The sequence below is a fragment of the Pseudomonas sp. SWRI92 genome (genome assembly GCF_014268685.1).
In the GTDB taxonomy this organism is placed as follows: domain Bacteria; phylum Pseudomonadota; class Gammaproteobacteria; order Pseudomonadales; family Pseudomonadaceae; genus Aquipseudomonas; species Aquipseudomonas marvdashtae.
This window is the reverse complement of the sequence record NZ_JABWQY010000015.1, coordinates 1-26,758: the sequence shown is the minus strand read 5'-3', so window position 1 is coordinate 26,758 and position 26,758 is coordinate 1. Positions and strand designations below refer to the sequence as shown.

Genomic DNA, 26,758 nt, shown 5'->3' with positions numbered 1-26,758 from the left:
CACAACCCTGATCCGCCCCGTTACCTCGCGTGTTGTCCAAGCACACGAGTCCGCTGATGGCTGCGAAGGCAGTGCAAATTCCTTGATCCAGCCGCAATACAGGGTCGTTCTGGCTGGCAAGTGCTTTTTTCATATCGAAGAGACGTCGACTGGACGTGTAAGAGGTTTCCGAGCCGATCATAACGAAGCCTGCCACTTGGCCAGGAGCCTGGAACAGAACCTTGCCGTCCCATCTGCGCCCTGTCCATGACTTAACTGAGCCGCCGACCTGCAACTGCTGCCATACTGGCGGCCCAGCGAAGACCGCCGCCTATCGGCGGTCTTCGCACAATAATATGACTTGAACGGAAGGCGCGACGTGACGGAACTTGATATTGGCGATTTTTTCATCCGTGGCGAAGCGAGAGAGGTCGAAGGCGAGTTCCAGGCCGTCATTGTAATGCGCGCCAAATCACCTTCGACCGCTGTCACCTATCACCAGGTGGAGAAGGATCGCTGGTTCAAGACCTCGGAAATCGCTGCCGAGGCCGCAAGGGATGCGGCAAAAGCCTTGAAGCTTGCGGTGGATGAAGGTGCGCTGAAAGCTTGAAATCGATCGAACTCCTGGTGAGCGCTTGCCCTCAGATAAGGGAAGCAACCGAGGCGCCATGACGGTGCCAGCCTAAAGGAGTCCCCCATGCAACAGCCATCCCACGATCTCAAGACCCTGTTCGACCAACTCGGGCTGCCCTCGGAGGGCACCGACATCGACGGTTTCATCGGGGAGCACCCACTGGACCCGGACACCAAGCTGGTCGATGCGCCTTTCTGGTCGGATCAGCAAAAGGATCTTCTCAGGGATTGGCTGCTCGCCGACGGTGAGGAAGCGGTGCTGGTGGATCAACTGAATGTGCGCTTGCACGACGGCAAGTAACCTCAACCACCAGGCGGCTCTTGTGGCGAGGGAGCTTGCTCCCGCTCGGCTGCGCAGCAGTCGCCGGCCTTATTGGGCCCGCTTCGCAGGCCAGCGGGAGCAAGCTCCCTCGCCACAAGAGCTCGGCGCACAGGTTGCGTTGAGATTCAGCGCGCCTTCTCGGGCTTATAGCCCAACCGCAACCCACCCCAATGACGGCCCTTGAGCATGATCGGCACCGACAGGTCGTGCATCAATTCACCCGTATCGCGCGTGTACGTCTGCAGCAGCACCGGCTGCTGGTGGCTGCCGCAGCGGATCCCGGTGCGATCGGAAAACTTGCGCTTGGTGCGGTTATTCAGGGTGTCGACCTGAGGATCGCCAGTCAGCGGCTGGCAGAACGCATTGTTATGGGTCGGCACGTAGCCTTGCTGGGTACAAGCGATCGCAAACACCAGGCCCTCGTGCCGGGCCAGCAACGGCTCCTGGATACCTGGCAACACCTGATCGGTGTAGCGGTCGAAACGCGTCTGGAACTTGGCCGGATGGGTGTTGGGGATGGGCTGGTAGCTGCGGTCGAACAGGTCGTCCAGACTGATACGACCCTGGTCGATGTCCGCTTCGAACTGCGCAGCAATCCGGCTCGCCCCTTCGCGCGCAAGGTCGTAGACCCGCTGGTGATAATCGTCCAGGCCCACTTCGGCCAGGCGTTCGCTGATGGTTTCGGCCTGGCCTTCCATCTGGATGGCGGCCTCGGCCAGGCGCTGGGTCTGTTGGTCACTGACCGCCAGGTCGCTGCGCATTTGCTCGATGGCATGGAACAGGCTGTCGAGTTGCCCACGGTTGGTGTCCGTGCCTTGGGCGATGGCGCTGACCTGGGTTTCGACGCCGGCCGCGAGCCGGGCAATGTTCTCCAGATGTTGGCCGGTGTGCTCGACTTGCTGCACACCGCTGTCCAGGTCGCCGGCCAGTTGGCGGATCTGTTCGACCACTTGCGCGGTGCGCTGCTGGATGTCCGCCACCATGACCCCGACCTCACCGGTCGCCGCAGCCGTGCGTCCGGCCAGGCCGCGAACCTCATCGGCCACCACAGCGAAACCGCGTCCATGCTCACCGGCCCGCGCCGCTTCGATGGCGGCATTGAGGGCCAGCAAGTTGGTCTGGCTGGCGATCGATTGGATCACCAGGGTGACACGCTGGATTTCGTCGCTGCGCACGCTCAGCGCCTCGATCAACTCGCGGCTGTCGTTGGCGCGCTGGCTGAGCTGGTGCATGCGGCTGATGGACTCCACCAGCTCGCTGCGCCCGGCCACACTGCTGCGATGGGCCTCGCTGGCCGCGCCCAAGGCCTGCTGGCTGAGCTGCGAGGTAGCCTGCTCGGTTGCGATCATCGCTTCGGCGTTGCTGACAATCTGCGCCGCAGCGCCGAGCTGCGACTGGACCTTGCCGGCCAACTGCTTGACGGAATAGGCCACGCCCGCGGCAGACAATGCGTTATGGCTAGTGGTGTAGGAGAGGTCGCGGGTCAGTTCGGCCAGGCTGTCGCTCGCCGCCGATACCGGCGCGCTGGCCAGGCGCGAGCGCAGGCGTGGCAACCAGACGATGAGCATCGCCAGGGGTAGGCCCACGTACAACGGCCAACCGCCCAGGGTCACGCCGCACAGCAGCAAGACCAGCGCGAGGCTTTGCAACGTCGGTGCAAGCCAGCGTGCCGTGCCACGCGTCGCGGGCACCGATGCCGGCACCGTCCCCGCCAGAGATCCGTCTGTCGCCATTTTCGCCACCATAGTTCTCATTGTTATGCACGCATTAAACGCCACTACGGGGCCATTATCCATGGTCCATTAGTCGTGTTTTTGCGTCAGCTCAAGAGAAACGGGCAGGCAGGCGAAAACAAAAGATCGCAGCCTCCGACAGAAGGCTGCGATCTTTTTACGGAACGCGGATCAGGCCTGACGCTGGTGCTTGTCGATCTGTTCGTGACGTTCCTGGGCTTCGATGCAGTACTTGGTGGTCGGGCTGATCAGCAGGCGCTTGAGGCCGATCGGCTCGCCGCTGTCGTCGCACCAGCCGAAGCTTGCGTCGTTGATGCGGTCCAGGGCCTGCTCCAGTTGCGGCAGCATGCGTTGGTCGCGATCGATGGCGTTGACCAGCCAGGTGCGCTCTTCTTCCACGGAAGCGGCGTCCGCCGGGTCGGCCGGGGTGTCCAGGCTCTCAATGGCGATTCGGTTCTGTTCGATGCGCTCGTGGGTTTCAACCTTCATGTTCTGCAACAGCTTGGTGAAGTAAGCCAGCTGCTCGGCATTCATGTAGTCATCCGCCGGCATGGCCAGCAACTTTTCCTTTGTCATTGATTTCTCTATAAAAAAACGTGCATTAAGGCGAATTATGAAGCGTCCCGCATTAAGCCGCCACGCTCATCGGGAAGGCGCCGTCTATTCCAAGCGCCACCCGGCACTCAATTTACGAGGGGCGGCAGTCTAAGGCCGAGTTGTGGCGTCAGCAACTGAAAACATGGGGAAAATGTCCGACAACCCCTACAAATGCTGTCTGACAGACTAAAGGCGGTCATCGGAGTGCGTTTATAACAAGAAATTCAGTGCAATGGATGTATTAAGAAGACAAATGGCAACGCCACGCGGGTCAGGCGTGGCGCGTTGTCGCATCGGCGGGAGGCCTAGCGCTTGAGTTTGCGTTTGTTGCGGTATTGGTCGATGACCACCGCGACCACAATGATCAGCCCCTTGATGATGTCCTGGATATAGGCATCGACGCCGACGAAGGTGAATCCGCTGGCCATCACCCCGAGGATCAGCGCACCGATCACCGTTCCGGTGATGCGCCCCACCCCACCGGCAAGGCTGGTGCCGCCGATCACCGCCGCGGCAATCGCGTCCAGTTCATAGGACATGCCCATGCCGGCCTGCCCGGTCGCCGCCCGCGCCGATGCCACCACCCCGGCCAGGCCCGCCAGCAACCCGGCGATGCTGTAGACAATCACCAAGTGACGCTTGACGTTGATGCCCGAGGTGCGCGCCGCCTGCATGTTGCCGCCGATGGCGTAGGTGTATTTGCCGTACTTGGTGTAGCGCAAGGCGATGTGGAAGATCACCGCCACCACCAGGAAGATGATCACCGGCATCGCGCCGTGGCCGATGGCGGTGTAGGAATCGGACAACATGCTCACCGGCTGGCCTTCGGTGTAATAACGCGCCAGGCCACGGGCCGAGACCATCATGCCGAGGGTGGCAATAAAGGGCGGGATACCGGTCATGGCGATGATGCTGCCGTTGATGGCCCCGGCCAGCAAGCCAACGCCCAGTCCGGCGATCACCGGGATCCACACCGGCAAGTCCGTCAGGGAAGGAAACACCGCTCGGGCGAAATCCGAAGTCTGGGCCAGGCTGGCGGCGATCATCGCCGACAACGCCAGCACCGAGCCGGATGACAGGTCGATGCCAGTGGTGATGATCACCTGGGTCACGCCGATGGCCAGCAGGCCAATGATCGACACTTGCAGGATCATCAGTACCAGGCGCTGGGAGTTCATCAGGAAACTCTGGTCACGCATGATCCAACCGAACATCTCGAACACCAGGCCGATGCCGATCAGCACCAGGAAGATGCTCAGTTCCGTCGGCAGCCGCCGACGCGGCCTGGCCGGTGTGGCCGCAGGTTTGTTTTCCAATATCGCGTTCATAGCCACTCACCTTTTCTATTCGGACTGACGGGCATCAGGACAAACCCGAGGCCAGTTGCATCACTCGTTCCTGGGTCGCTTCGCTGCGCTCGAGGGTGCCCATCAGGTCGCCTTCGTGCATCACCATGACCCGGTCGCTCATGCCCAGCACTTCGGGCAGTTCCGAAGAAATCATGATGACCGCCATGCCTTCGCTGGCGAGGTAGGAAATGAGCCGGTAGATCTCGGCCTTGGCGCCGACGTCGATGCCGCGTGTCGGCTCGTCGAGAATCAGGATCCGCGGGTTGGTCATCAGCCATCGGGCCAGCAAGGCCTTCTGCTGGTTCCCGCCAGACAACGTGTCAATGCACTGCTCAAGGGACGGGGTCTTGACCCGCAACTTCTTGCACATGTCTTCACACAACGCACGCAGGGCCTTCTGCTGGATGAATCCATTACCGACGTAATGGGGCAGCACTGCCATTTCCATGTTTTCCAGCACCGAAAGGCACGGAAACAGCCCGCTGAGCTTGCGGTCCTCGGTCAACAGCGCGAAGCCCTTCTCGATCGCCATGTGCGGGTCGGTGATGCGCACCGGTTGGCCGTCCAAGAGGATTTCGCCACCGGTGCTCGGCGTCACGCCGAAGATCGCCTCGGCGACGTTGGTCCGGCCCGAGCCCATCAGCCCGGCGATACCGAGGATCTCCCCGGCGTGCAGGTCGAACGATACCCCTTTGAAAATGCCGTCCAGGCTCAGGTCGCGTACCGACATCACCAGATCACCGATGGGTTTGTCGCGCACCGGGAACAGCTGGCTCAGTTCACGCCCGACCATCATCGAAATCAGGCTGTCGCCGTCCATGCTGTCGGCCCGTTGCAGGCCGATGTAGGCGCCGTCACGAAACACCGCCACTTCATCGGCGATGGCGAACACTTCATTCATTTTGTGGGTGATATAGATGATGCCCTTACCTTGGGACTTGAGGTCGGCAATGATCGAGAACAAGTGGGCGACTTCCGTCTCGGTGATGGCCGAGGTCGGTTCGTCCATGATCAGGATGTCGGAGTCGTACGAAACAGCCTTGGCGATCTCGACCATCTGCCGCTCGGCGATGCTCAGGTTGCCCACCTGCTCTTCGGGGTCGAGCTTGATCCGCAGGCGCTCCAGCAACCGGGCGGTGCAGCGGTGCATTTCGCCGTGGTCGACCATGTGCAGGCCGTTGAGCTGTTCGCGGCCGATCCAGATGTTCTCGGCGATGCTCATGTGCGGCATCAGGTTCAGTTCCTGATGGATCATCGCGATCCCGGCCTGCAAGGCCGCCAGGGGCGTGTCGAAAGTGACCGGCTTGCCGCGCAGGCGCAGTTCACCGGCGTCCGGCTGGTAGATGCCGGCGATGATTTTCATCAAGGTGGATTTGCCTGCGCCGTTTTCACCCATCAGGGCCAGCACCGAGCCGGGGCGTACCCGCAATTGCACGTCGGACAAGGCCACCACGCCGGGAAATCCTTTGCTGACGTTAATGACTTCCAACAGGTACGGTTCGTCAGGTATTGCGCCCGGTTGGAACATTGTCACCGGGACGCTCGAAGCAGTCGCTGAAGCGAACATGGTCAGGTACTCCCTTGGCGAGGTCGGCGCGGCGACCTCGCCTGTTTATTGTTGTGGTAAAAACAGCTGGAACGTCACTTGAACTGATCGACGTTCTCCGGCGTGATCAAGCGGTACGGCACCCACACGGACTGCTCGACCGGCTGTTTCTTGACCATTTTTACCGCGGTGTCGATGGAGCCGTCGGCCTGGCCCTTGGCGTCCTGGAACACCGAGACGGCCATTTCGCCTTTCTTGATGGCGTTCAAGCCGTCCGGCGTGCCATCGACCCCGGCAATCAATACGCTGCCTTTCTTGGTGCCCGCTTGCTTGAGCGCCATGGCCGCACCGATGGCCATCTCGTCGTTGTTCGACACCACCGCCTGGAATTCCCGGCCCTGGGTCAGCCAGTCGTTGACCAGGGTCATGCCCTTGTCCCGGGACCAGATACCGGTCTGTTCCTGTTCGATCTTGATACCAGGGTACTTGGCCAGTACTTCCTTGACGCCCTTGGTACGGTTGGTGGTGGAGTTGTTGGCCAGGTCGCCCAGCAGGATCACGATGTCGCCCTTGCCGCCCATTTTGTCGGCCAGGTACTGCATCTGCATGCGCCCGGCCTCCAGGTCATCCGAGGCAACGGTGACCACGCCGGCGGGCAGCTTCATGTCGTCGGGACGACGGTTGACGTAGACCAGCGGAATGCCTGCGGCCACGGCGGCCTTGGTGATGCGCTGGGTCGCGGCGGTGTCCACCGGGTTGACGATGATCGCGTCGACCTTCTGACTGATGAAGCTTTCCACCTGGGTCAGTTGCTTGACCACGTCGCTGCGCGCGTCCTCGAACTGCAAGGTGACGCCGTCCGGCAGGGCCTTGGCTTTCTTGTCCATGGATTCGCGCAGGTAGGTCAGCCAGGTGTCATCGAACTGAGACATGCTGACACCGATCTTCAGGTCCGCCAGGGCAGCGCCACTGGCGAGCATCAACGACAGGGCCAGCGAGGCAAAACGGGTCTTGGTCTTCATGAACGGTCTTACTCCACATTCTTGTTGGTTTTATGGATAAGGCGTGACGGATTCAGGAACGCGGCAAACGCACGATCGGCGCGCCGGGCATGCAACAGACCACGGCGTCCTTGCGCTGGATGCACAGGGATTCAAGCAAGGGAAGGATTGCGGACAGGCGCAAGGACAATGGCAGGTGAAACGCAGAGCGGTTGAAGGTTTTCATCGACGGTACCTGGCTGTGTTTCTTGTTTTTGTTTAGTTCGTCGTCTATTCAAGGCGGGCCTGGATAAACGCGAACAGGGTTGTCGGTCACCTGGAATCGACTTTATTGGAAAATATTTTCCATATCAACTCATTTTAGAATTTAATTCGTTTTTTATTCCATGGCCGACAGGCGTGGATAAACACACCACGCTGCCCTGCTCCGCACTCTGCCTTGCAGCGTCCAGCACATGGGTCGTGGCCAAGGCATCGCGGGCCGCTACCGGCAGAGGGCCGTCGCCCTGCAACGCGGCTTGGAGGCGTTGGTAGAACGCCAGCCAGCAACCTCGCTCCGAGGCCACGCGCTCTCGTTCGGCACCGTGTTCGAACCAGCCCCAGCGCCGATGTTCCTCGGCGCCCCAGCGCTCGCCCTCGGTGGCCGGGCTCAGGCCCGCCAATGCCTGGGCTTCTTGTCCATCGAGGCCTTCGACGGTATAGCAGCCTTGCGTGCCGCTGACCCGAAAGCGTGGGCGCGGCGCGTTTTGCAGGCAGCTACCGCTCAGGTGTGATACCACGCCGTTTACGTGGCTCAGTGACAGAAAAAAACCGTTGTCGTAGGCCTGGCCCAGCTGTCGATAATCCAGCTCGGCGTACACCCGTGCCACCGGGCCGAACAATTGCAGCGCCTGATCCACCAGATGGCTGCCCAGGTCCCGCAGGAACCCACCGCCGCTGCCTTTGCCCACCGATGTGGGGGAGTAGCGTTCGACACTCGATTCAAACCTAACGATTTGCCCCAAGGCGCCGGATGCCAGCAATTTTCGAACCGTCAGGAAATCCGAATCCCAGCGACGGTTCTGGTACACGGTCAACGGCACATTGCCCTGCTCGGAGGCCAATACCATCGCTTCGGCCTGGGCGGCATCGGCGGCGAAAGGCTTGTCGCTGACCACCGCCACGCCACGCTCGATCGCCTCCATCACAATGACGGGACGTCCATCCAAGGGCGTGGAAACCACCACGGCGTCGACGCCGGCCGCCACCAACTGTTCGAGGCTGTCGAACGGCTGGGCGTGTGGATGTTCGGTCGCCAATTGCTGGCGCCGCTCGGCGGACCGGGTCACCACGCCAACAAACGTAGCCCCCGGCAGACTGCTGATCAGCGGCGCATGAAAAAACCGTCCGCCCTTGCCATAGCCCACTAATCCGATTCGCATGAAAATCCCTTATGCAATTTCTATAGGAACGTCTCAGCCGTAGAAACGAGGACGCTGCGGCAACTCGACCTTCACGATCTGCCCACTCTGCTGCGCTTCGATGCACGCATCTGCCGCCACCGCCGCCGCGTAGCCGTCCCAGGCCGATGGCCCACCGACGCGCCCGGCGCGTACGCCGTCGATGAAGGCTTGCAGTTCAACGTCATAGGCGGCGATGAAGCGGTCTTTCCAATCCATCAGGATCGCGTTGGACAGCTTGGCGTCGCTGCGCAGTTGCACCTGGGACGGTTCTGGCAGCTTGGCGATGCCGGTCTCCCCCACCACTTCGCACTGGATGTCATAGCCGTACTGGCAGTTGACGAACACTTCGACGTCGATGCGCGTGCCCTTGGCGGTTTCCAGCAGGACGATCTGCGGATCCCGCAGGTGGGCCAGGGCCTTGCTGGTCTTGCGCGGAAATACCACCTGCACCGACACGTAGTCATCGGCCAGCAACCAGCGCAACACATCCAGCTCATGGATCAGGGTGTCGGTGATCGCCATATCGGTCTTGTAGTTTTCACCCACGCGAGGGTTTCGATGGGCGCAGTGCAGCATCAACGGCTCGCCGATCTGGCCGCTGTCGATCACCGCTTTGAGCGCCCGATAACCTTCGTCATACGGGCGCATGAAACCCACCTGCACCAGGCGCTTGCCGTGGGCCACTTCGGCGTCGACGATCCGGCGGCAGCCTTCGGCGGTGACGGCCAGCGGTTTTTCACAGAACACCGGCTTGCCGGCCGCGATGGCCGCCAGTACGAATTCTTCGTGGCTCGGCCCCCAGGACGTGACCAGGATCGCCTCGACGTCCGGCGCTTTGATCAAAGCGTGGCCGTCGGGGTAGACCTCGGCGGTCAGCTTCAAGTCGGCCACCACCTTCGCCGCCTGGGCGAGGTTGATGTCGGTCACTGCCACGACCTGGCTGTTGAGCAAGGTCTGGCTGCACCGACGGATATGGTCCTGGCCGATGGCCCCGGTGCCGATGACGCCCAGCTTCAAAGACATGTGGAACTCCTTAATGTAGGTGTTGGGGCAATCAGTATTGACGGGCCTTGGCCAGTCGTTCATTGAGGGTCTTGGCGACGGCATCGGTGCGGGCGCTGGTGGAAACTTGCGCCACGCCGACACGCCACCACGACAGGTATTTGTGGATCATGGTCTTGGGCAAGACCTTGATGTCGATCAGCGTCGAGACCGTCTGGCGCCGGGCGTCGGCCAGGGCCGCGTGAAGCTCGTCGAGGGTCTTGACGGTGTAGGTCTTGCAGCCGTAGGCCGCCGCGCTCATGGCGAAGTCCACCGGCACAAAGCCGCCGTCGAGCTTGCCGGTGTCCGGGTTGCGGAAGCGGAACTCGGTGCCGAAGCTGTCCATGCCGTGTTCCATTTGCAGATTGTTGATGCAACCGAACGTCATGTTGTCCAGCAGCACGACGTTGATCTTGCGGCGCTCCTGGATCGAAGTGGCGAGTTCCGAATGCAGCATCATGTAGGAACCGTCGCCGACCAAGGCATAGACCTCTTTTTCCGGCTCGGCGAGTTTCACGCCCAGGGCAGCGTTCACTTCGTAGCCCATGCACGAATAACCGTATTCGACGTGATAGGTGTTCACCCCCAGGCTGCGCCAACTGCGCTGCAAGTCGCCGGGCAAGCTGCCGGCGGCCGCGACGATGATCGCGTCATCCGCCAGGGTTTCGTTGAGGGTGCCTAGCACCCGGCTCTGGGTCAGGCAGGAACCGGTGAGCTCGATGAATTCGCGAAACACCGCCGGGTCCATGTGATCGTTGATTTCCGGGACGAAGTCCTCGGTCTTGAAGTCAGCCTGATAAATCCGGTCCACTTCGGCATCCAACTGCGCCTTGGCCTCGGCGATCTGCCCGGCCCATTCGGCACGATAGTCGCCCATCGCGGCGGACAACGCCTCCAGGCCCGAACGGGCATCGGCCAGCAGCTGCACGCCATCGAGTTTCAACGCATCGCAGGGGTTGATGTTGAGGTTGAGGAACTGCACGTCGGGGTGTTGGAACAGCCATTTCGAAGCGGTGGTGAAATCGCTGTAGCGCGTGCCGACACCGATGATCAAGTCCGCTTCCTTGGCCAGCAGGTTCGCCGCCAGGCAACCGGTTTCACCGACGCCGCCGACGTTCAGTGGGTGGCTGGAAACCACGGCACTTTTGCCGGCCTGGGTCTCGGCAAACGGAATCTCGAAGCGTTCGGCAAAGGCCTGCAACGCGGCGTTGGCGCCGGAGTAGCGCACGCCGCCACCACAGATGATCAACGGCTTGCGCTTGCCCTTGAGCAGCGCCAGGGCATCGCCGAGCATCGCTTCGGTGGCCGGGCGGCGGTCGATGCGGTGCACGCGTTTTTGCAGGAAGTAATCCGGATAGTCGTAGGCCTCGGCCTGCACATCCTGAGGCAGCGCCAGGGTCACCGCGCCGGTCTCGGCCGGATCGGTGAGCACGCGCATCGCCTGGATCGCGGCGGTCATCAGTTGCTCGGGGCGATTGATCCGGTCCCAATATTTGCTCACGGCCTTGAACGCATCGTTGGTACTGATGCTCAGGTCGTGGAATTGTTCGATCTGCTGTAGCACCGGGTCAGGCTGGCGGCTGGCGTAGACGTCGCCCGGCAATAGCAGCAACGGAATGCGGTTGGCCGTCGCGGTGGCGGCGGCGGTCAGCATGTTCGCCGCGCCGGGGCCAACCGATGAGCTGCAGGCGTAGATCTTGCGCCGCAGGTGCTGCTTGGCAAACCCGATGGCGGCATGGGCCATGCCCTGTTCGTTGCGGCCCTGATGGACCACCAGGTCGCCACCGTCCTGTTCAAGCGCCTGGCCCAGGCCCAGCACATTGCCGTGGCCGAAAATGGTAAACACCCCGGCGACGAATTTGCTCTGGACGCCATCGACCTCGATGTACTGGTTATCGAGGAATTTCACCAGGGCCTGGGCCATGGTCAGTCGTGTTGTGGTCATGCTTGCACCTTATCTGGAATGCAGGTCTGGAGTGCAGTCTGGAATGCAATTGGCGGCGCTCGGTTTCGGTTCCCCTTGCAGAGCCCGGCCAGATCGGCAGTCGCGTCAGGCCTGGGAGCTTTTCAGGTGATTCATGCTCGCCCCTAGTGCCTGGCGGATATCGGCCAGTTCATGGACGCTTTCGGCAAACGGCTCGAAGGACAAGTAGCCTTCATAACCTGCGGCCCGCAGCGCTTCGATCTGCCCAGCGTTGCCGAGGATGTCGGCCTCGCCGACCAGCACCCGATGACCGTCGCGAATGGTAGCCAATGGTGCCTGGGCATCCTCGACGCCGGAGATGTGCACCAGCCCGGTCAGTTCAGGGAAAAACTCCTCCTCGCCCGCCAAGTAATGATGAAAGGTGTCATGCACCAGGCGGAACACATCCAGCCCGCCGATGGCCTTGATCGCTTCCACTGCCGTGCGCTTGCGCCGCAATGAACACTCTTCGAAACCCAGCGGCTCGATGAAGCCGTAGATGCCAAAGGCGCGCAGGATCGGTGCCAGCTCACTGAGCGAGGTCCGCAGCCCCGCCGCGCGCTCGGCCTCGCTGCGCGGGTCGGCGCGGTCGTTGAGCGGGCACATCACCAGCCCCTCGGCGCCGCATTCACGGGCGTAGTCAGCCAATCGCACGGCCTGGGTGCGGCGCTCCTCGTTCCACACATCGAAGGGGTACAGGGCGTTGATCGACAGCACCTTGATGCCGCGTTCCTCGCACAGTTCACGGACCCGAGCCGGCGGCATGCCGTCTTCGATCTCGACGCCCTTCAAGTCGTTGCGGATCTCAATGGCATCGGTTTTCAACGCCAGGGCCAGGTCGATGAACGCCGGGAGTGACAGGCGCGGGGCAACCATTCGGTTCAAGGCAAAACGCAGGGGCTTGTTCATTGTTGTTCTCCCTCCGGCATTCATTTAATGAGTTATTGGGCAGTGGGCATGCTGAACTCAGGACCCTTGGCGATGCTGTCCGGCCAGCGCTGCATCACGCTCTTGTAGCGACTGTAGAAGCGCAGGCCTTCTTCGCCGTAGGCATGGTGATCGCCGAACAGCGAACGCTTCCAGCCTCCAAAGGAATGCCAGGCCATGGGCACCGGAATCGGTACGTTGATGCCCACCATGCCAACCTTGATGCTGCGGGCAAACGCCCGGGCGATGCCGCCGTCGCGGGTGAAGCACGACACGCCGTTGCCAAACTCATGGGCGTTGATCAACGCCACCGCCGTGGCGAAATCCGGCACACGAACGATCCCCAGCACCGGGCCGAAAATCTCTTGCTGGTAGATGCTCATCTCGGCAGTGACCTGGTCGAACAGCGTCGCCCCGACAAAAAATCCCTGCTCGGCCCCCGGCACCTTGAAGCCCCGACCGTCGACGATCAGCCGTGCACCCTCGGCCACGCCGGCGTCGATGAAACCTTCCACCTTGGCCTTGTGCTCGGCCGTGACCAACGGCCCCATGTCGGTGCCGGCCTGCTGACCGTTGCCGACCTTCAACTGGTCGATACGCGGCAGCAACCGGGCGATCAACTCGTCACCGACGTCGCCCACTGCCACGGCAATGGAAATCGCCATGCAGCGCTCGCCGGCCGAACCGTAGGCCGCGCCGATCAGCGCGTCCGCCGCCTGATCAAGGTCAGCATCGGGCATGACGATCATGTGATTTTTCGCCCCGCCCAGGGCCTGTACCCGCTTGCCGTTCGCGGTGCCCTGCTGGTGGATGTATTCGGCGATGGGGGTGGAGCCGACAAAAGAAATCGCCTCGATGTCCGGATGCTGCAACAGCGCATCCACGGCCGTCTTGTCGCCCTGGACCACGTTGAAAACCCCGTCCGGCAAGCCCGCCTCCGTCAGCAACCGAGCCATCAACAGGCTGGCGGACGGGTCGCGCTCCGAAGGCTTGAGAATGAAACAGTTGCCGGCGACCAATGCCAGGGGAATCATCCACAACGGCACCATCACCGGAAAGTTGAACGGTGTCACGCCGGCGCACACGCCCAAGGGCTGGCGCAGGTTCCAGTTGTCGATGCCGCCGCCGATGTTGTCGCTGAAATCGGTCTTGAGCAGGCTCGGTGCACCACAGGCGTACTCGACGATTTCGATGCCGCGGGTGACTTCGCCGTGGGCGTCGGACAGCACCTTGCCGTGTTCGCGACTGATGATTTGCGCCAGTTCGTCATGATGACGGTCCAGTAGTTCCTTGAACTTGAACATGACGCGCGAACGGCGCAATGACGACTGTTCGGACCAGACCGGGAACGCCGAGAGCGCCGACGCGACCGCCGCTTCGACGGTCCCCGGTTCGGCCAGCGCCACCCGAGCCTGCACCGCGCCGGTGGCTGGGTTGAAGACATTGCTGAACCGGGCGGCGTCGTTGTCATGCACGCGACCGTTGATGTAATGGCCTATAACCGGGGTGTCGCTCATGGTGCGGGTTCTCCGTGCGGATTCTGTGGGTCAGAGGTCGAGCAGCCAGCTGTGCTGCGGATCGTTATGGAACTGCCAGACCCGCTTCGGACCGGCCATGACGTTCAGGTAGTAAGACTCGTACCCGTAAGGCACGCTGACCGGGTGATAACCCTTGGGTACGACCACCAGATCGCTGTTTTCCACGGCCATGGCCTGGTCGATGCTGCGGTCGTCGGTATAGACCCGCTGGAACACGAAGCCCTGGGACGGGTTGACCTGGTGGTAATAGGTCTCTTCAAGAAAGCTTTGATGCGGCAAGTCATCGGTGTCGTGCTTGTGCGGCGGGTAGCTGGACGAATGACCTGACGGCGTGCGCACTTCCACCACCAGCAGCGAATGGGCCGGTTCGCTGTCGGGCAGGATGTCGCAGACGTAGCGGGTATTGGCGCCCTTGCCGCGCACACTGCGCTTCATGCTCTCGGGACGGATCAGCCGTGGCCCGTATTCATTCGAGGCAGCACCCGGCGCTGCGCACACCGCCACCTGCACGTCGCTCAACGCGGTGACCTGGGCCTGGCTGCCGGGCGGCAGGTACGCGGCGTAAGGGGATTTATCCTCGAACACTGACTGGCGATCGCCGAGGTTGTCCCAGTCGAAGGCGCCCTGTCCCGGCGCTTCGCCCTTGAGATGGATACGGCCGCTGAGCAGTACCACGCACAACTCCTTGTCCCCGGCAGCCACCGGAAGGGTTTCGCCAAGGCTCAGGCGGTAAGCGCCGAAACCGACGTATTCCAGCGCGTCGCGCGGCAGTTCGACCATGGTTCGGCCGCCAGGATTGCTCTTGATCAAAAGGCTCATGCCGGGATCCTCTCTTGCAACAGGGCACGCAGCGTGTCGTAGCCCTTCTTGGCGTAGATATAACTCGGCGCCACCGCGGGGTCCTGCTCGGCTTCCACCACCAGCCACCCCTGATAATCGGCAGCCAGCAGCACGTCCAGCAAGGCGGCGAAATCGATATCGCCATCCCCCGGCACCGTGAACGTGCCATTGATGATGCAGTCAGGGAAACTCCAGAGGTTGTTGCGCGCCAGTTGCACAACAGGTTTGCGCACGTCCTTGAAGTGCACATGGCAGATGCGCTCGATGTGTTTGCGCAGCACTTGCAACGGTTCGCCGCCGCCCATGTAGCAATGGCCCGAGTCGAACAACAGGCCGACCTCGCTGCCGGTCAAGGCCATGAGTTTGTCGATGTCCGAAGGTGATTCGACGTAGGCACCCATGTGGTGGTGATACGCCAGGCGCACGCCTTGGGACAGCGTGAAGCGCGCCAGTTCGGTCAGCTTGTCGGCGTAGGTTTGCCAGGCTTCGTCGGTATGAAAGCGTGGCCGTTCGATCAACGGGATGCGCTGGCCCTGGATGGAATCGGCGACTTCGCCGTAGACCAGCACCGTCGCGCCGTTCTGCGCCAACAGCTCGGCATGGCTGGCGATCGCGTCGATTTCCTCGGCCGCCGAACGTCGCGCGAGGCGGCTGGAGTACCAGCCGGAGACCAACGCCAAATCATATGGACGCAACACGTCCCCGACGCCCTTGGCATCCTTGGGGAATTTGCCGTTGAGCTCAAAACCTTCGTAGCCGATTTCCTTGCCTTCGCTCAGCGCCGTGCTCAACGGCGTCTCGCCACCCAGGGACGGCAAGTCATCGTTGCTCCAGGAAATCGGGTTGATGCCAATTCGAATAGCGGGCATGGCTGCACCTTTTATTGTTTTCAAGCTGAATATCGAAAACCGTTTGGAATACTTATTGTGGCGAGCGGACGCAACATCCATCAGGTCCGCGCAGCGCGCCAGGCCTCGATCAATTCCACAAACCTGCCCTGCACGTCCCGAATCAACGTTTCATCATCGATTTCCCCGGCCAACCAGGCCCGGCTCGGTTCTTGGAAAATCGTCCGGCCCACGGCAAAACCCCGGCACGTGGTGCTTTGGCTGGCTTGCCGAAAACCTTCGGCCAGCGCGGCGGCGGGCGCGTTGAGGCCCAGCAGCACCACGCCCCGGCAATACGGGTCACGCGCCTGGATCAGTTCGTCGAGTTGCTTCCACTCATCGCAGGTCTGGGCTTCGATTTTCCACCACGCCGGGAAGATCCCCAGGTTGTAGAGGCGCTTGAGCGCGCGATAGAGCACGTCCGGATGGGCCGAGGGGTGATCCTTCGGCGGAATGACTTCCAGCAGCAATTCATGGCCGCTAACCTGGGAGGCCTTGTACAAGCCCATCAGTTGCGCCTCCTGTTCCAGGCGCAGCAGCGGCTCGTCATCGGGGTGGAATTGCACCAGGCACTTGATAATTTGTTCCTGCGGCCAGGCGATCAGGTTGCTGCCAATGGACCGTCCATGCTCGAAGGCCAGTGGCCGCGAACCTTGGACCTCCACCGGACGCGCCACCCACCAGCCACGTCCGGTGGCGGCGTTCAACGAGTCCTGGCCGAAACGCTGGTCGGCCAACAGGCCGACGTCGGCATCGATGCCCTGGCGTTGCAGGTCGGCCTCGACCCGCTCCACGGCCTGGATGAACAGTTGTTTGAGCTGGCCGATGCTGTCGAGGTCGCGCCCGCTCTTCTGGGCCAATTCCACCAACTGCCAACGATGGTCGAAGGCAAAAACGAACAGCTGCTTCCAGATCTTGCGCGGTACGCTGACCTGATGCAGTCGTTGCAACACGACGTCCTGGTCCGGCCGGGTGATCGGTACCGGGCTGTCGAATAAGTACTCGAGTTCGGCCCGGGTCGGCATGGCCGGGGCACAGGCGTGGCGCGACACCACCAGACCACCACAGGCATTGGCCAACTGGCAGCAGCGCTCATCGCTCGCGTCCTCCAGCCAACCGGCGAGGAAGCCCGACATGAACGCGTCACCCGCGCCGAGCACGTTCAGCACCTCGACCCGCACGCCGGGATAGATGTCGCCGTCCTCCAGTCGGTTCGCAATCTCGCCGTGGATCACCGTGCAACCCTGCGGGCCGAGCTTGACCACCAGGGTGGCCGCCGTCAGCGAGCGTACGGTGCGCAGCGCGGTCAGCAAGTCTTCGCTGCCGCCGGCAATCAAAAACTCTTCTTCGGTGCCGACGATCAGGTCGAAACGCGGCAGGATGCCTTGGACGTGCTGGCTGACTTTGCGGTCGGCGACAAAACGGGTTTCCCCATCGGCCTTGCTCGCCAAGCCCCAGAGCACCGGGCGGTAATCGATGTCGAGGACGCGCTTGACCTGATGTTTCTCGGCAAAGTCCAGCGCCTGGATACTCGCCTCGTAGACGCCTTCGGTGGAGAAATGCGTGCCGGTGATCAGCAGCGCCTTGCTGGACGCGATGAACGCCTCGTCGATGTCTTCGGCCCGTAGCGCCATGTCCGCGCAGTTTTCCCGGTAGAACACCAGGGGGAAGGTTTCCCGGTCCTTGATCCCCAAAAGGACCATGGCCGTCAGGCGTTCAGGATCGACTTTTATGCCGCTGACATCGCAACCTTCACGCGCCAGGGACTGGACCAGAAAACGCCCCATGTGATCATCGCCTACCCGGCTCAGCATCGCCGACTTGAGTCCCAGGCGGGCCGTGCCGAAGGCGATGTTGGCAGACGAGCCGCCGAGGTATTTGGCAAAACTGCTGACATCTTCCAGGCGCGCGCCGATTTGCTGCGCGTAGAGATCGACGCCCAGGCGTCCGAGGCAGATCACATCCAATTGACGCCCACTGGCAAAACGAGTCTGGCCCATGCTGGCTCCTGTTATTTTTATCAGCCTGCGCTTGGCGCCGGAACCGACGCCAACGCTTTGTTGGAAGCAGACTAAAACGAGCGGGCGGCAATAATCAATATTTATTCCATAAATTTTTATCATGGAATATTTTTTCCAATACGCTACTGCTCAAGCGAGCCAGACGCAGTGCATCGTTTCAGCAGGCGTTACAACGTTGTCTGCCGCTGATTTTCCCAGCGCCTACGCTGTAGACTGCGACCAGCCAACCTATTGTCGAGGGCCTACCCGATCTGCGGGGTGCCCTATAAGAACAAGCCAGAAGGATTTCCTATGACCCGCCCCGATCTGCCGGCGCCGTCCGAGAGCGCGTCCGAAGCCGCCCTCCCCAGCCCACCGGTCAACGCCGAGCGGCTGTTGCAACTGATTACCGAGGAATACGAAAGCCTGCCGCGCCAGCTCAAACGCATCGCCAGCTACATGAGCCAGCAAAGCGACCGGATCATGGTCGACCGCATCAGCGACATCGCCCGGGAGTGCGAAGTACACCCGTCGGCCATCGTCAGGTTTTCGCAACGCTTCGGTTTCAGCGGCTTCAGCGAAATGCAGGCGCTGTTTCGCGAGGCGTATACCCACAAGACCACGCCGGTACAGAACTACCAGCAACGCATTCGCAGCATGATCGCCAACAAGTCGCAGAAAGCCAGCGCCGGCGACCTGGCACGCGAATGCGTCAATGCCACACTGTCGGGCATCGAGCGCCTGGGGCTGGAGCTGGACGACGAAGCGTTCGAAAAGGCCGTCGACCTGGTGGTCAACGCCGATAACATCTATGTCGTCGGTGTACGCCGTTCATTCGCGGTAGCCGATTACCTGGTCTACAACCTGCAACACACCAACAAGCGCATCCATTTGGTCTCCGGCCTGGGCGGCAGTTATCGCGAGCAGATGCGCAGCGTGCGGGCCAACGACCTGGTCATCGCCATCAGCTTTACGCCCTACGGCAAGGAAACCCAGCATTGCCTGCGCATCGCCCAGCATCACCAGGCCAAGACACTGATCATCACTGACAGCAACCTGTCGCCCCTGGCCAAGCGGGCCAATGCGGTATTGTTGGTGAATGAAGGCAGCTCGTTCGCGTTCCGTTCCTTGAGTGCCACGTTGTGCCTGTGCCAGGCGTTGTTCATTGCCGTGGCGTACCGGCTGGAACTCAAGGTCGATGAAATCCATGAACAGGTCGGGTTCGAGGATTGACCCCTGACCTGCCAAACCGCTGAAGGGAAAACCATGAAACTGATCGGCATGCTGGACTCACCCTACGTACGACGCGTCGCCATTTCCGCCAAACGCCTGGGAATCGCCCTGGAACATGAATCGGTCTCGGTGTTCAGGCACTTCCAGCACTTCCAGAGCATCAATCCGGTGGTCAAGGCACCGACGCTGGTGCTTGACGATGGCTCGGTGCTGATGGATTCCACCTTGATCATCGATTATCTGGAAACCCTGGCCGGGCCCGGGAACAGCCTGATGCCGACCGAGCCAGGGCAACGGTTGCGATCGCTGCAGTTGATCGGGCTGGCGTTGGCGGCGTGCGAGAAGTCGGTGCAGATCTATTACGAACGCACCCTGCGACCGACGGAAATCCAGCATGCGCCATGGGTCGAGCGGGTATCCGGCCAACTGCTCGCGGCCTATGAGGCGCTGGAACAGGCCCTCGCCAAACAACCGCTGCCCACTGACGGCTCGCTCGATCAGGCCGGTATTACCGTTGCGGTGGCCTGGACCTTCACTAATCTGTTGGTCGCGGACCAGGTGCAAGGCAAAGCGTTCCCGCAGATCAGCGCGTTTACCGCCTATGCCGAAGGGCTGGAAGCGTTTGTCAGCACGCCGGTGGAATAACGAATGGATACGGCGGGCTCCTTGTCGGCGTCCATGAACTTTTTTTCAGAAAGCCGACAGGTATTATTTGGCAGAATGCTGCGCAGTCGCTCCAATTTCCTCACCCGGAACTGCCCATGAACCGCATCCTGACCATCGAAGACGACGCCGTGACCGCCCGTGAGATCGTCGCCGAACTGACCCGCAACGGCCTGGACGTCGATTGGGTCGACAATGGCCGCGAAGGCCTGGAACGGGCCGTCAGCGGTGACTACGACCTGATCACCCTGGACCGCATGCTGCCCGAGCTCGACGGTCTGGTGATCGTCACCACGTTGCGGACCATGGGCGTGGCCACGCCGATCCTGATGATCAGCGCCCTTTCCGATGTCGACGAACGCGTGCGCGGGCTGCGCGCCGGCGGCGACGATTACCTGACCAAGCCGTTTGCCACTGACGAAATGGCCGCCCGCGTCGAAGTGCTGCTGCGGCGCAACAATGGCGCCCGCGAACCGGAAACCGTGCTGCGGGTGGCAGACCTGGAGCTGAACCTGATCAGCCGCGAAGCCAGCCGCAACAGCCAATTGCTGAGCCTGCTGCCCACCGAGTACAAGCTGCTGGAATTCCTCATGCGCAACAGCGGCCAGATCCTCTCGCGCATGATGATTTTCGAGGAAGTCTGGGGTTATCACTTCGACCCGGGCACCAACCTGATCGATGTCCACATCGGTCGCCTGCGCAAGAAGATCGACCCGCCGGGCCTGGAACCGCTGATCCGCACGGTACGAGGTTCCGGCTATGTCATTGCTGAACCCCGCTAAGGGCTGGCGCTCCTCTAGCAGCCGCCTGCTGGCGCTCTACAGCGCGCTGTTCGTGCTCTGGAGCGCGATCCTGATGGGCGTGATGTATTACGAGGTATTCGGCTACCTCGACAGCCTCGCCAAGCATTCCCTGATGCAGCGCCAGCATCTGTTTGCCCGCATCCACGGCGATCAGTTGGAAGACGCGCTGATGGCCAGCCTGACCCTGGATGAGCGCGGCGTCGACGCCTACGGCCTGTTCGATCCGCAACTGCGCCATTTGAGCGGGCCGATCCAGCGCATCCCCGCCGACCTGCCCCTCGATGGCAAGATCCACATGCTTGGTGGCTGCGTCGATTCCGACGATCCGGGCGTGCCGTCCGACAGTTGCGATGCGGTAGCGACCCGGACCCAGGACGGTCGCTGGCTGGTACTGGCACGGGACAACGGCTCGCTGTTCGCGGTGACGCGGATCATCCTGCACGCCTTGTTCTGGGGCGTGTCGCTGACCATCCTGCCAGGCGTTGCCGGCTGGCATCTGCTGCGCCGCCGTCCGCTGCGGCGCATTCGTGCCTTGCAGGCGAGTGCCGAAGCAATCGTCGCCGGCGATCTGAAGCATCGCCTGCCGCTGTCGAGTCGTCGCGATGAGTTGGACATGCTGGCCGCCATCGTCAATGCCATGCTCGACCGCATCGAACGATTGATGAATGAAGTAAAAGGCGTGTGCGACAACATCGCCCACGACCTGCGGACACCGCTGACACGCCTGCGCGCCCAGCTTTATCGCATCCAGCAAGAGGCGGCGGACGGCTCTGCCGAAGCGCTGCAGATGGACCAGGTGATCGCCGAGACCGACACGCTCATGGCGCGATTCCGCGGCTTGCTGCGAATTTCCGAGCTGGAGGATCAACAGCGCCGCTCTGGCTTCGTGCGCCTCGACCCGTTGCCGCTGTTGCAGGAATTGCACGACTTCTACCTGCCGCTGGCTGAAGAAGGCGAACTGGTCTTCATCCTGGAAATACCCGACAGCCTGCCCTTGCTCAACGGCGATCGGGCCTTGCTGTTCGAAGCGGTGTCAAACCTGTTGAGCAACTCGATCAAGTTCACCCCGCCGGGCGGCAAGGTGATCCTGCGAGGCGTCGATCAGGGCGACAGCACGCGCATCGAAGTAATCGACTCCGGCCCCGGTATCCCCGAGGCAGAACGCAAGGCGGTGTTCCGGCGTTTCTATCGCGCCGAGGGCAGCAGCCAGCACGGCGGATTCGGCCTGGGCCTGTCGATCGTCGCCGCGATAGTCAGCTTGCACGGGTTCACGCTGGAGGTGGACCGCAGCGAGTCGGGAGGCGCGCGTCTGGTGCTCGATTGCCGGGCGACGTTGTTGTAGGGTCCCGGCACCTGTGGTGAGTTCAGCTTCAGGCGGGATCGCTGCTGCGATGCAACGGCGTGTTGTGCAGCTCGTACCGCAGTTCATCGATCAGCTTGGCCAAGCCTTCCTCGGACCGGATGCTGTCGACGCTCATACCGCTGACCACCAGATCAACCTCGCCGCTTTCCCGGTGATACAGGCGGATGGTGAGCGTGCCATCGCCGTTGAGGTTGCACTCGCAGGACAGTGGGGCAAAGTTTGTTTCGAGACGGGCGCGCAGAGGAGCCAGATGGGTCATGGCGTGCACCTCAGCTTCGGCGTCGTAAGAGAGCGGTGGATGCCCCTTGCCTCCTGGCTTGTCCAGACGTCCTCTCGCGCTCGATTTTGAAGGGTTTGCTGTACATCGTGGCGTATTCCTTGACTGTTTCGTGGGGGACGCGGCATCAACAGGAACACCGCACCCTTTCAGCCTAAGGAGGTTACAGTCCGAGCAAAACCCGAATTTGCACCAGCGCGCCAGGTGCATTTGCACTGGCTATCATTGTGCCTTCATCCGCCATTCATTGGCGAACAAGCCGCGTTCCCGCGCCCATACAATCGCCTCGCTGCGGCTGTGGACGTCGAGTTTCGAATAGAGCGTTGCCACATGATTGCGCACGGTATTGGGGGCCAACTTCAAACGCGCGGCAATTTCCTTATCCGCCAGTCCCTCGCAAATCAGCCCCAGCACATCACGCTCCCGGGCCGTCAGTTCGGTGAAAGACGTCGTCGGCGACTGCGCGTTGATGCTTTTTACATTGGCCAGTTTTTCGATCAGGGTCCGGCTGAACCATGAGGCGTCCTTCATCACTTCCTCGATGGCGGCCACCAGCTCCAGCTCCGAGCGCTTGCGTTCGGTGATGTTCATCAGCACCAGCAAGTAGCACGGTTTGTCCTGGATGAGCACCGTGTCGGCCGCCACTTCGCAATCGATCTGTTCGCCGCCCTTCTTGTGCACCTTGACGTCGACGCGGGACACCGTGGCCGTCTTCTCCAGCCGGGCAAAGAGTGTCGCGCCCGCCCCTTTGTCAAGAAACCCGATTTCATCCACGGTCTTGCCCAGCAGCTCCTCGCTGCTATAACCCGTCGTCTGGAGGAACGCTTCGTTGATTTCCAGCAGCTGCTGCTCACCGCTGCAGATCAAGGTCGGCACCGGGGACAGGCGAAACGATTTGGCAAAACGCTCCTCGCTCTGGCGCAACGCCGTTTCCGCCTTGCGCCGCGGTTCCATGTCCATGAAGGAAAACAGCATGCAGTCCTCGTCGTGCAGGTCCAGCGGCTGACCGGCAACGATCACCTGTTTATTGGTGCCGTCAGGCAAGCGCATCTCCGCCTGCATCTGCGGAATGGTCACCCCCTGCCCCAGGCGCTCGATGGCCAGGGCGCGCTTCTCGGCCGCCTCGAGCACATCCAACTCGTACACCGAACGCCCGATCACCTGCTCGCGACTGTAGCCGGTCATTTCCAGGAATCCCGCGTTGACCTTGATGTAGCGCAGATCACTGAGACGGCAGATCACCGCCGGCGCCGGGTTGGCGCCGAAGGTCTTCTCGAAACGCTGTTCAGCGCTGGCCCACTCGGTGGCGTCGCTGAGAATAAGCACCAGGTATTCCGGTTCGTCGTTACGGTCGGTCAGCACCATGCTGCGGATGCGGTGCACCCAGGTGCGGTCCGGATCCGCCACCGGTGTGACTTCCACCAGCACGTCGGTGAATTCATCGCCGCGCGCCACGCGGGCGATCGGGTAGTTTTCCTCGGGCAGCGAATGATTGTTGCGGTAGCGCAGGTTGAAGCGTTGGGCGTACGCCTTGGCATTGCGACCCAGCTCTTCAAGCTCCTTGACGCCGTGCATGGTCAAGGCGGCTTCGTTGGCCCAGGCGATGGTCTGGTCGACCTCCACCAGGATCACGCCGTCAGACAGCCCGGCGATGATCTGCAGCAATTGGCGGCGATTGGTATCGGTGTTCGGGACGTCCTGATTCATTGGGTCTCCATGGGTCATAACGTTCAAGCACGGATGCGTTGAAGGTTACGACCACATGGGCTGGCGATAGTGCGCCAGGCCCTCAAAGCGCCGAAGCGATAGCCTTGCCGACGTCCTGGGTCGAGCCTTGCCCGCCCAAGTCCGGGGTGATAGGTCCTTGGGCAATCACCTGCTCGATAGCCTGGAGAATCCCGTCATGGGCCGCGCGATAACGTTCATCGCCATTGCCGAGGAAATCGAGCATCAGCGCGCCGGACCAGATCATCGCGATCGGGTTGGCGATGTTCTGCCCGTAGATGTCTGGCGCCGAGCCGTGCACCGGTTCGAACAGCGATGGAAAGCGGCGCTCCGGGTCGAGATTGGCCGACGGCGCGATACCGATGGTTCCGGCGCAGGCCGGGCCCAGGTCGGAGAGGATATCGCCGAACAGGTTCGAGGCAACCACCACGTCGAAACGGTCCGGCTGCAAGACAAAACGCGCGCAGAGGATGTCGATGTGTTGCTTGTCCCAGGTCACCTCGGGGTAGTGCTCGGCCATCAACGCGGTGCGTTCATCCCAGTACGGCATGCTGATGGATATCCCGTTGGACTTGGTCGCCGCCGTCAGGCGCTTGCGTGGTCGAGCCTGGGCCAGGTCGAAGGCAAACTTGAGGATCCGGTCGACGCCTCGGCGGGTGAACACCGATTCCTGCAGCACGAACTCATGCTCGGTGCCCTCGAACATCTTGCCGCCGACCGATGAATATTCACCCTCGGTGTTCTCACGGATCACCACGAAATCGATATCCCCCGCCTCTCGTCCGGCCAACGGGCACGGTACACCTGGAAACAGGCGCACCGGGCGGATATTCACGTACTGGTCGAAATCGCGGCGGAACTTGAGCAACGAGCCCCACAGGGAAATATGGTCCGGGACCTTGTCCGGCCAACCCACGGCGCCGAAGTAGATGGCGTCGAAACCCTTGAGTTGCTCGAACCAGTCGGCGGGCATCATCTGCCCGTGCTCCAAGTAATAATCGCAGTGGGCCCAATCGAGCACTTCAATGTTCAAGTCCAACTGCCACTTCTTCGCGGCCTGCTCCAATACGCGCAGGCCTTCGGGCAGCACTTCCCTGCCAATGCCGTCACCGGCAATCGCAGCGATTCGAAAGGGTTTGCTCATCAATCATGACTCCCAAGGGTCCGTTCAAACGATGGCCACATCACAACCCACCGATGTGGAAGGCTTTGACTTCAAGGTATTCATCCAGGCCGTACTTGCTGCCTTCGCGGCCCAGGCCCGACTGTTTGATACCGCCGAAGGGCGCGACCTCCATGGAAATGATCCCGGTGTTGAGGCCGACCATGCCGAACTCCAGCGCCTCGCCGAACCGCCATGAACGGCGCAGGTCCTGAGTGAAGTAATAAGCGCCCAGGCCATAAGGCGTGGCATTGGCCAGGGCCAGGGCCTCTTCCTCGGTGGTAAAGCGCATCAGCGGGGCAACGGGGCCGAAGGTTTCTTCGTTGGCCAGCAGCATCCCGGCATGGGCGTCGCCCAGCACCGTCGGCTCGACAAACTGGCTGTCGCCCTGGGGAATGCCGCCACACAACAATCGCGCGCCCTGGCTCAGCGCATCGTCGATATGCCGGGCGACCTTGCTCACCGCCGCCGGGTTGATCAACGGGCCGATCATGACATCGGCTTCAAGGCCATTGCCGACCTTGAGCTTGCGCACCTCCTGCACCAGGCGCTCGGCGAAGCGTTCGTAGATACCGTCCTGCACCAGGATGCGGTTGGCGCAGACACAGGTCTGGCCGGCGTTGCGAAACTTGCTTTGCATGATACCGACCACGGCCTGCTCCAGGTCCGCGTCGTCGAACACAATGAACGGCGCGTTGCCGCCCAGCTCTAGGCTCAGCCGCTTGATGTGCTCGGCGCTCTGGCGCATCAGCAATCGGCCGACCGCCGTGGAACCGGTGAAGGAAATCTTCCGTACCGTGGGGTTGCTGGTGAGCTCTTCACCAATACCGACAGGCAGCCCGGTCACGACGTTGAAGACCCCAGCCGGAATCCCGACCCGCTCGGCCAGCACCGCCAATGCCAGCGCCGACAAGGGTGTCAGGTCCGAAGGCTTGACGATGACCGGACACCCCGCCGCCAAGGCCGGCGCGCACTTGCGGGTGATCATCGCATTGGGGAAATTCCACGGTGTGATGGCGGCGCAGACACCCACCGGTTGCTTGAGCGTGAGCAGGCGACGGTCGCCGCTGGGGGCCGGTATGGTTTCGCCATAGATCCGGCGGGCTTCTTCGGCGAACCATTTGACGAACCCGGCGCCATAGCGAATCTCGCCCTTGGCTTCGCTCAGCGGTTTGCCCTGCTCATAGGTCATGATCAGCGCGAGGTCGTCGAAGTTGTCCATCATGGCTTGATACCAACGCTCCAACAGCCCCGCCCGCTCCGCCGCCGGACGCGCCCGCCACGCCGGCCAGGCGCGCTCGGCGGCCTCGATGGCGCGCCGGGTCTCATTGCCTTGCATCGCGGGGACGCGGGCAAGCGTTTGGCCAGTGGCTGGGTTGATGACGTCGAGGGTGGCGCCATCGTCGGCGGCGATCCACTGTCCATCGATATAGGCCAGTTCCGCCAGCAGGCTGGGGTCTTTCAGGTGTTGTGTGAGCATGGTCGTGTCCTGTTCCGAGGTAGTTCCAGTCTAGGGAGACGCTGCGGCGCAGGATGCTGAAAGTGGGGGTTGGGCGGTGTTGGATGCTGAAGTTTTGGGGTGGGACGGCAGGCTATACCGAGGGGCTGCGGTTGCGTTTTTTTGGTTTCTAGCCCAGACGCCGAGCGCATCGTTTCGTTTATCGATTCGGTAAAGCAGGGTTTGGGCGCCCTGCATCAACAAGGTTCGCAAATACCGATCCCCACGCTTGCTAA

At 61.8% G+C, this 26,758-nt stretch carries 24 protein-coding genes and 1 pseudogene; 6 read left to right on the top strand and 19 right to left on the bottom strand.

Annotated features, from left to right (window positions below; translation table 11 throughout):
- Nucleotides 1-358 precede the first annotated feature (358 nt).
- Together HU762_RS20395 and HU762_RS20390 are read left to right on the top strand one after the other, a co-directional pair.
- Nucleotides 359-589, top strand: coding sequence for a hypothetical protein (locus HU762_RS20395; protein WP_186640066.1), 231 nt, complete (start codon nt 359-361; stop codon nt 587-589).
- Nucleotides 590-676: 87 nt separating this feature from the next.
- Entirely contained in the window at nt 677-913 is a 237-nt protein-coding gene (locus tag HU762_RS20390; RefSeq protein WP_186640064.1) for a DUF2789 family protein, read from the top strand.
- A 146-nt stretch (nt 914-1,059) separates the two neighbouring features.
- On the opposite strand, the gene HU762_RS20385 is transcribed toward HU762_RS20390, so the two are convergent.
- The 14 genes from HU762_RS20385 to iolC form a co-directional block, all read right to left on the bottom strand.
- Complete coding sequence (locus HU762_RS20385) at nt 1,060-2,667, bottom strand: methyl-accepting chemotaxis protein (protein ID WP_186640062.1); 1,608 nt, start codon at nt 2,665-2,667, stop codon at nt 1,060-1,062.
- A 171-nt stretch (nt 2,668-2,838) separates the two neighbouring features.
- Nucleotides 2,839-3,243 (bottom strand): TraR/DksA family transcriptional regulator, encoded by a 405-nt coding sequence (locus HU762_RS20380; protein WP_186640060.1) that lies wholly within the window; start codon nt 3,241-3,243, stop codon nt 2,839-2,841.
- 326 nt (nt 3,244-3,569) lie between these two features.
- Nucleotides 3,570-4,592 carry an ABC transporter permease gene (locus tag HU762_RS20375; RefSeq protein ID WP_186640058.1) on the bottom strand — a complete coding sequence of 341 codons (1,023 nt, stop codon included), beginning with the start codon at nt 4,590-4,592 and terminating at the stop codon, nt 3,570-3,572.
- Nucleotides 4,593-4,626: 34 nt separating this feature from the next.
- Complete coding sequence (locus tag HU762_RS20370) at nt 4,627-6,180, bottom strand: sugar ABC transporter ATP-binding protein (RefSeq protein ID WP_186640056.1); 1,554 nt, start codon at nt 6,178-6,180, stop codon at nt 4,627-4,629.
- A 74-nt stretch (nt 6,181-6,254) separates the two neighbouring features.
- Complete coding sequence (locus HU762_RS20365; RefSeq protein ID WP_186640054.1) at nt 6,255-7,181, bottom strand: sugar ABC transporter substrate-binding protein; 927 nt, start codon at nt 7,179-7,181, stop codon at nt 6,255-6,257.
- 52 nt (nt 7,182-7,233) lie between these two features.
- Nucleotides 7,234-7,386: a hypothetical protein gene (locus HU762_RS20360; RefSeq protein WP_186615376.1), complete on the bottom strand. Its 153-nt coding sequence runs from the start codon at nt 7,384-7,386 to the stop codon at nt 7,234-7,236.
- Between the two features lie 124 nt (nt 7,387-7,510).
- Complete coding sequence (locus tag HU762_RS20355) at nt 7,511-8,581, bottom strand: Gfo/Idh/MocA family oxidoreductase (protein ID WP_186640052.1); 1,071 nt, start codon at nt 8,579-8,581, stop codon at nt 7,511-7,513.
- Between the two features lie 33 nt (nt 8,582-8,614).
- Nucleotides 8,615-9,625, bottom strand: coding sequence for a Gfo/Idh/MocA family oxidoreductase (locus tag HU762_RS20350; protein WP_186615380.1), 1,011 nt, complete (start codon nt 9,623-9,625; stop codon nt 8,615-8,617).
- Nucleotides 9,626-9,656: 31 nt separating this feature from the next.
- Nucleotides 9,657-11,588, bottom strand: coding sequence for a 3D-(3,5/4)-trihydroxycyclohexane-1,2-dione acylhydrolase (decyclizing) (gene iolD / locus HU762_RS20345; RefSeq protein WP_186640050.1), 1,932 nt, complete (start codon nt 11,586-11,588; stop codon nt 9,657-9,659).
- A 105-nt stretch (nt 11,589-11,693) separates the two neighbouring features.
- The gene (locus HU762_RS20340) at nt 11,694-12,515 is read right to left on the bottom strand and encodes a TIM barrel protein (RefSeq protein ID WP_186640048.1); all 822 of its coding nucleotides are present in this window, start codon (nt 12,513-12,515) and stop codon (nt 11,694-11,696) included.
- A gap of 32 nt (nt 12,516-12,547) precedes the next feature.
- Complete coding sequence (locus HU762_RS20335; RefSeq protein WP_186640046.1) at nt 12,548-14,050, bottom strand: CoA-acylating methylmalonate-semialdehyde dehydrogenase; 1,503 nt, start codon at nt 14,048-14,050, stop codon at nt 12,548-12,550.
- Between the two features lie 30 nt (nt 14,051-14,080).
- Nucleotides 14,081-14,890, bottom strand: a complete 810-nt coding sequence (gene iolB / locus HU762_RS20330) for a 5-deoxy-glucuronate isomerase (protein ID WP_186640044.1) — start codon at nt 14,888-14,890, stop codon at nt 14,081-14,083.
- Nucleotides 14,887-15,780 carry a myo-inosose-2 dehydratase gene (iolE, locus tag HU762_RS20325; protein ID WP_186640042.1) on the bottom strand — a complete coding sequence of 298 codons (894 nt, stop codon included), beginning with the start codon at nt 15,778-15,780 and terminating at the stop codon, nt 14,887-14,889. The genes iolB and iolE overlap by 4 nt, the downstream gene beginning before the upstream one ends.
- 80 nt (nt 15,781-15,860) lie before the next feature.
- On the bottom strand, nt 15,861-17,798 hold the full coding sequence (iolC, locus tag HU762_RS20320; protein ID WP_186640040.1) for a 5-dehydro-2-deoxygluconokinase: 1,938 nt from the start codon (nt 17,796-17,798) through the stop codon (nt 15,861-15,863).
- Nucleotides 17,799-18,110: 312 nt separating this feature from the next.
- On the opposite strand from iolC, the gene HU762_RS20315 reads away from it, so the two are divergent.
- The 4 genes from HU762_RS20315 to HU762_RS20300 all read left to right on the top strand — a co-directional run bounded on the left by HU762_RS20315 (nt 18,111) and on the right by HU762_RS20300 (nt 21,839).
- The gene (locus HU762_RS20315; protein WP_186640038.1) at nt 18,111-19,031 is read left to right on the top strand and encodes a MurR/RpiR family transcriptional regulator; all 921 of its coding nucleotides are present in this window, start codon (nt 18,111-18,113) and stop codon (nt 19,029-19,031) included.
- A 33-nt stretch (nt 19,032-19,064) separates the two neighbouring features.
- A complete protein-coding gene (locus tag HU762_RS20310) occupies nt 19,065-19,676 on the top strand; it encodes a glutathione S-transferase N-terminal domain-containing protein (protein WP_186640036.1) in 612 nt (203 codons plus the stop codon).
- 116 nt (nt 19,677-19,792) lie between these two features.
- Nucleotides 19,793-20,476 carry a response regulator transcription factor gene (locus HU762_RS20305; RefSeq protein ID WP_186640034.1) on the top strand — a complete coding sequence of 228 codons (684 nt, stop codon included), beginning with the start codon at nt 19,793-19,795 and terminating at the stop codon, nt 20,474-20,476.
- Nucleotides 20,454-21,839, top strand: a complete 1,386-nt coding sequence (locus HU762_RS20300; protein WP_186640032.1) for a HAMP domain-containing sensor histidine kinase — start codon at nt 20,454-20,456, stop codon at nt 21,837-21,839. The genes HU762_RS20305 and HU762_RS20300 overlap by 23 nt, the downstream gene beginning before the upstream one ends.
- A gap of 28 nt (nt 21,840-21,867) precedes the next feature.
- On the opposite strand, the gene HU762_RS20295 is transcribed toward HU762_RS20300, so the two are convergent.
- The 5 genes and pseudogenes from HU762_RS20295 to HU762_RS26780 form a co-directional block, all read right to left on the bottom strand.
- Nucleotides 21,868-22,119: a DUF1652 domain-containing protein gene (locus HU762_RS20295; protein WP_186640030.1), complete on the bottom strand. Its 252-nt coding sequence runs from the start codon at nt 22,117-22,119 to the stop codon at nt 21,868-21,870.
- Nucleotides 22,120-22,359: 240 nt separating this feature from the next.
- A complete protein-coding gene (locus HU762_RS20290; protein WP_186640028.1) occupies nt 22,360-23,844 on the bottom strand; it encodes a helix-turn-helix transcriptional regulator in 1,485 nt (494 codons plus the stop codon).
- An 82-nt stretch (nt 23,845-23,926) separates the two neighbouring features.
- On the bottom strand, nt 23,927-25,006 hold the full coding sequence (locus tag HU762_RS20285; RefSeq protein WP_186640026.1) for a tartrate dehydrogenase: 1,080 nt from the start codon (nt 25,004-25,006) through the stop codon (nt 23,927-23,929).
- 40 nt (nt 25,007-25,046) lie between these two features.
- Nucleotides 25,047-26,504, bottom strand: coding sequence for an NAD-dependent succinate-semialdehyde dehydrogenase (locus HU762_RS20280; protein ID WP_186640024.1), 1,458 nt, complete (start codon nt 26,502-26,504; stop codon nt 25,047-25,049).
- A 144-nt stretch (nt 26,505-26,648) separates the two neighbouring features.
- A pseudogene (locus HU762_RS26780) lies at nt 26,649-26,758 on the bottom strand (IS110 family transposase); the annotation flags it as partial.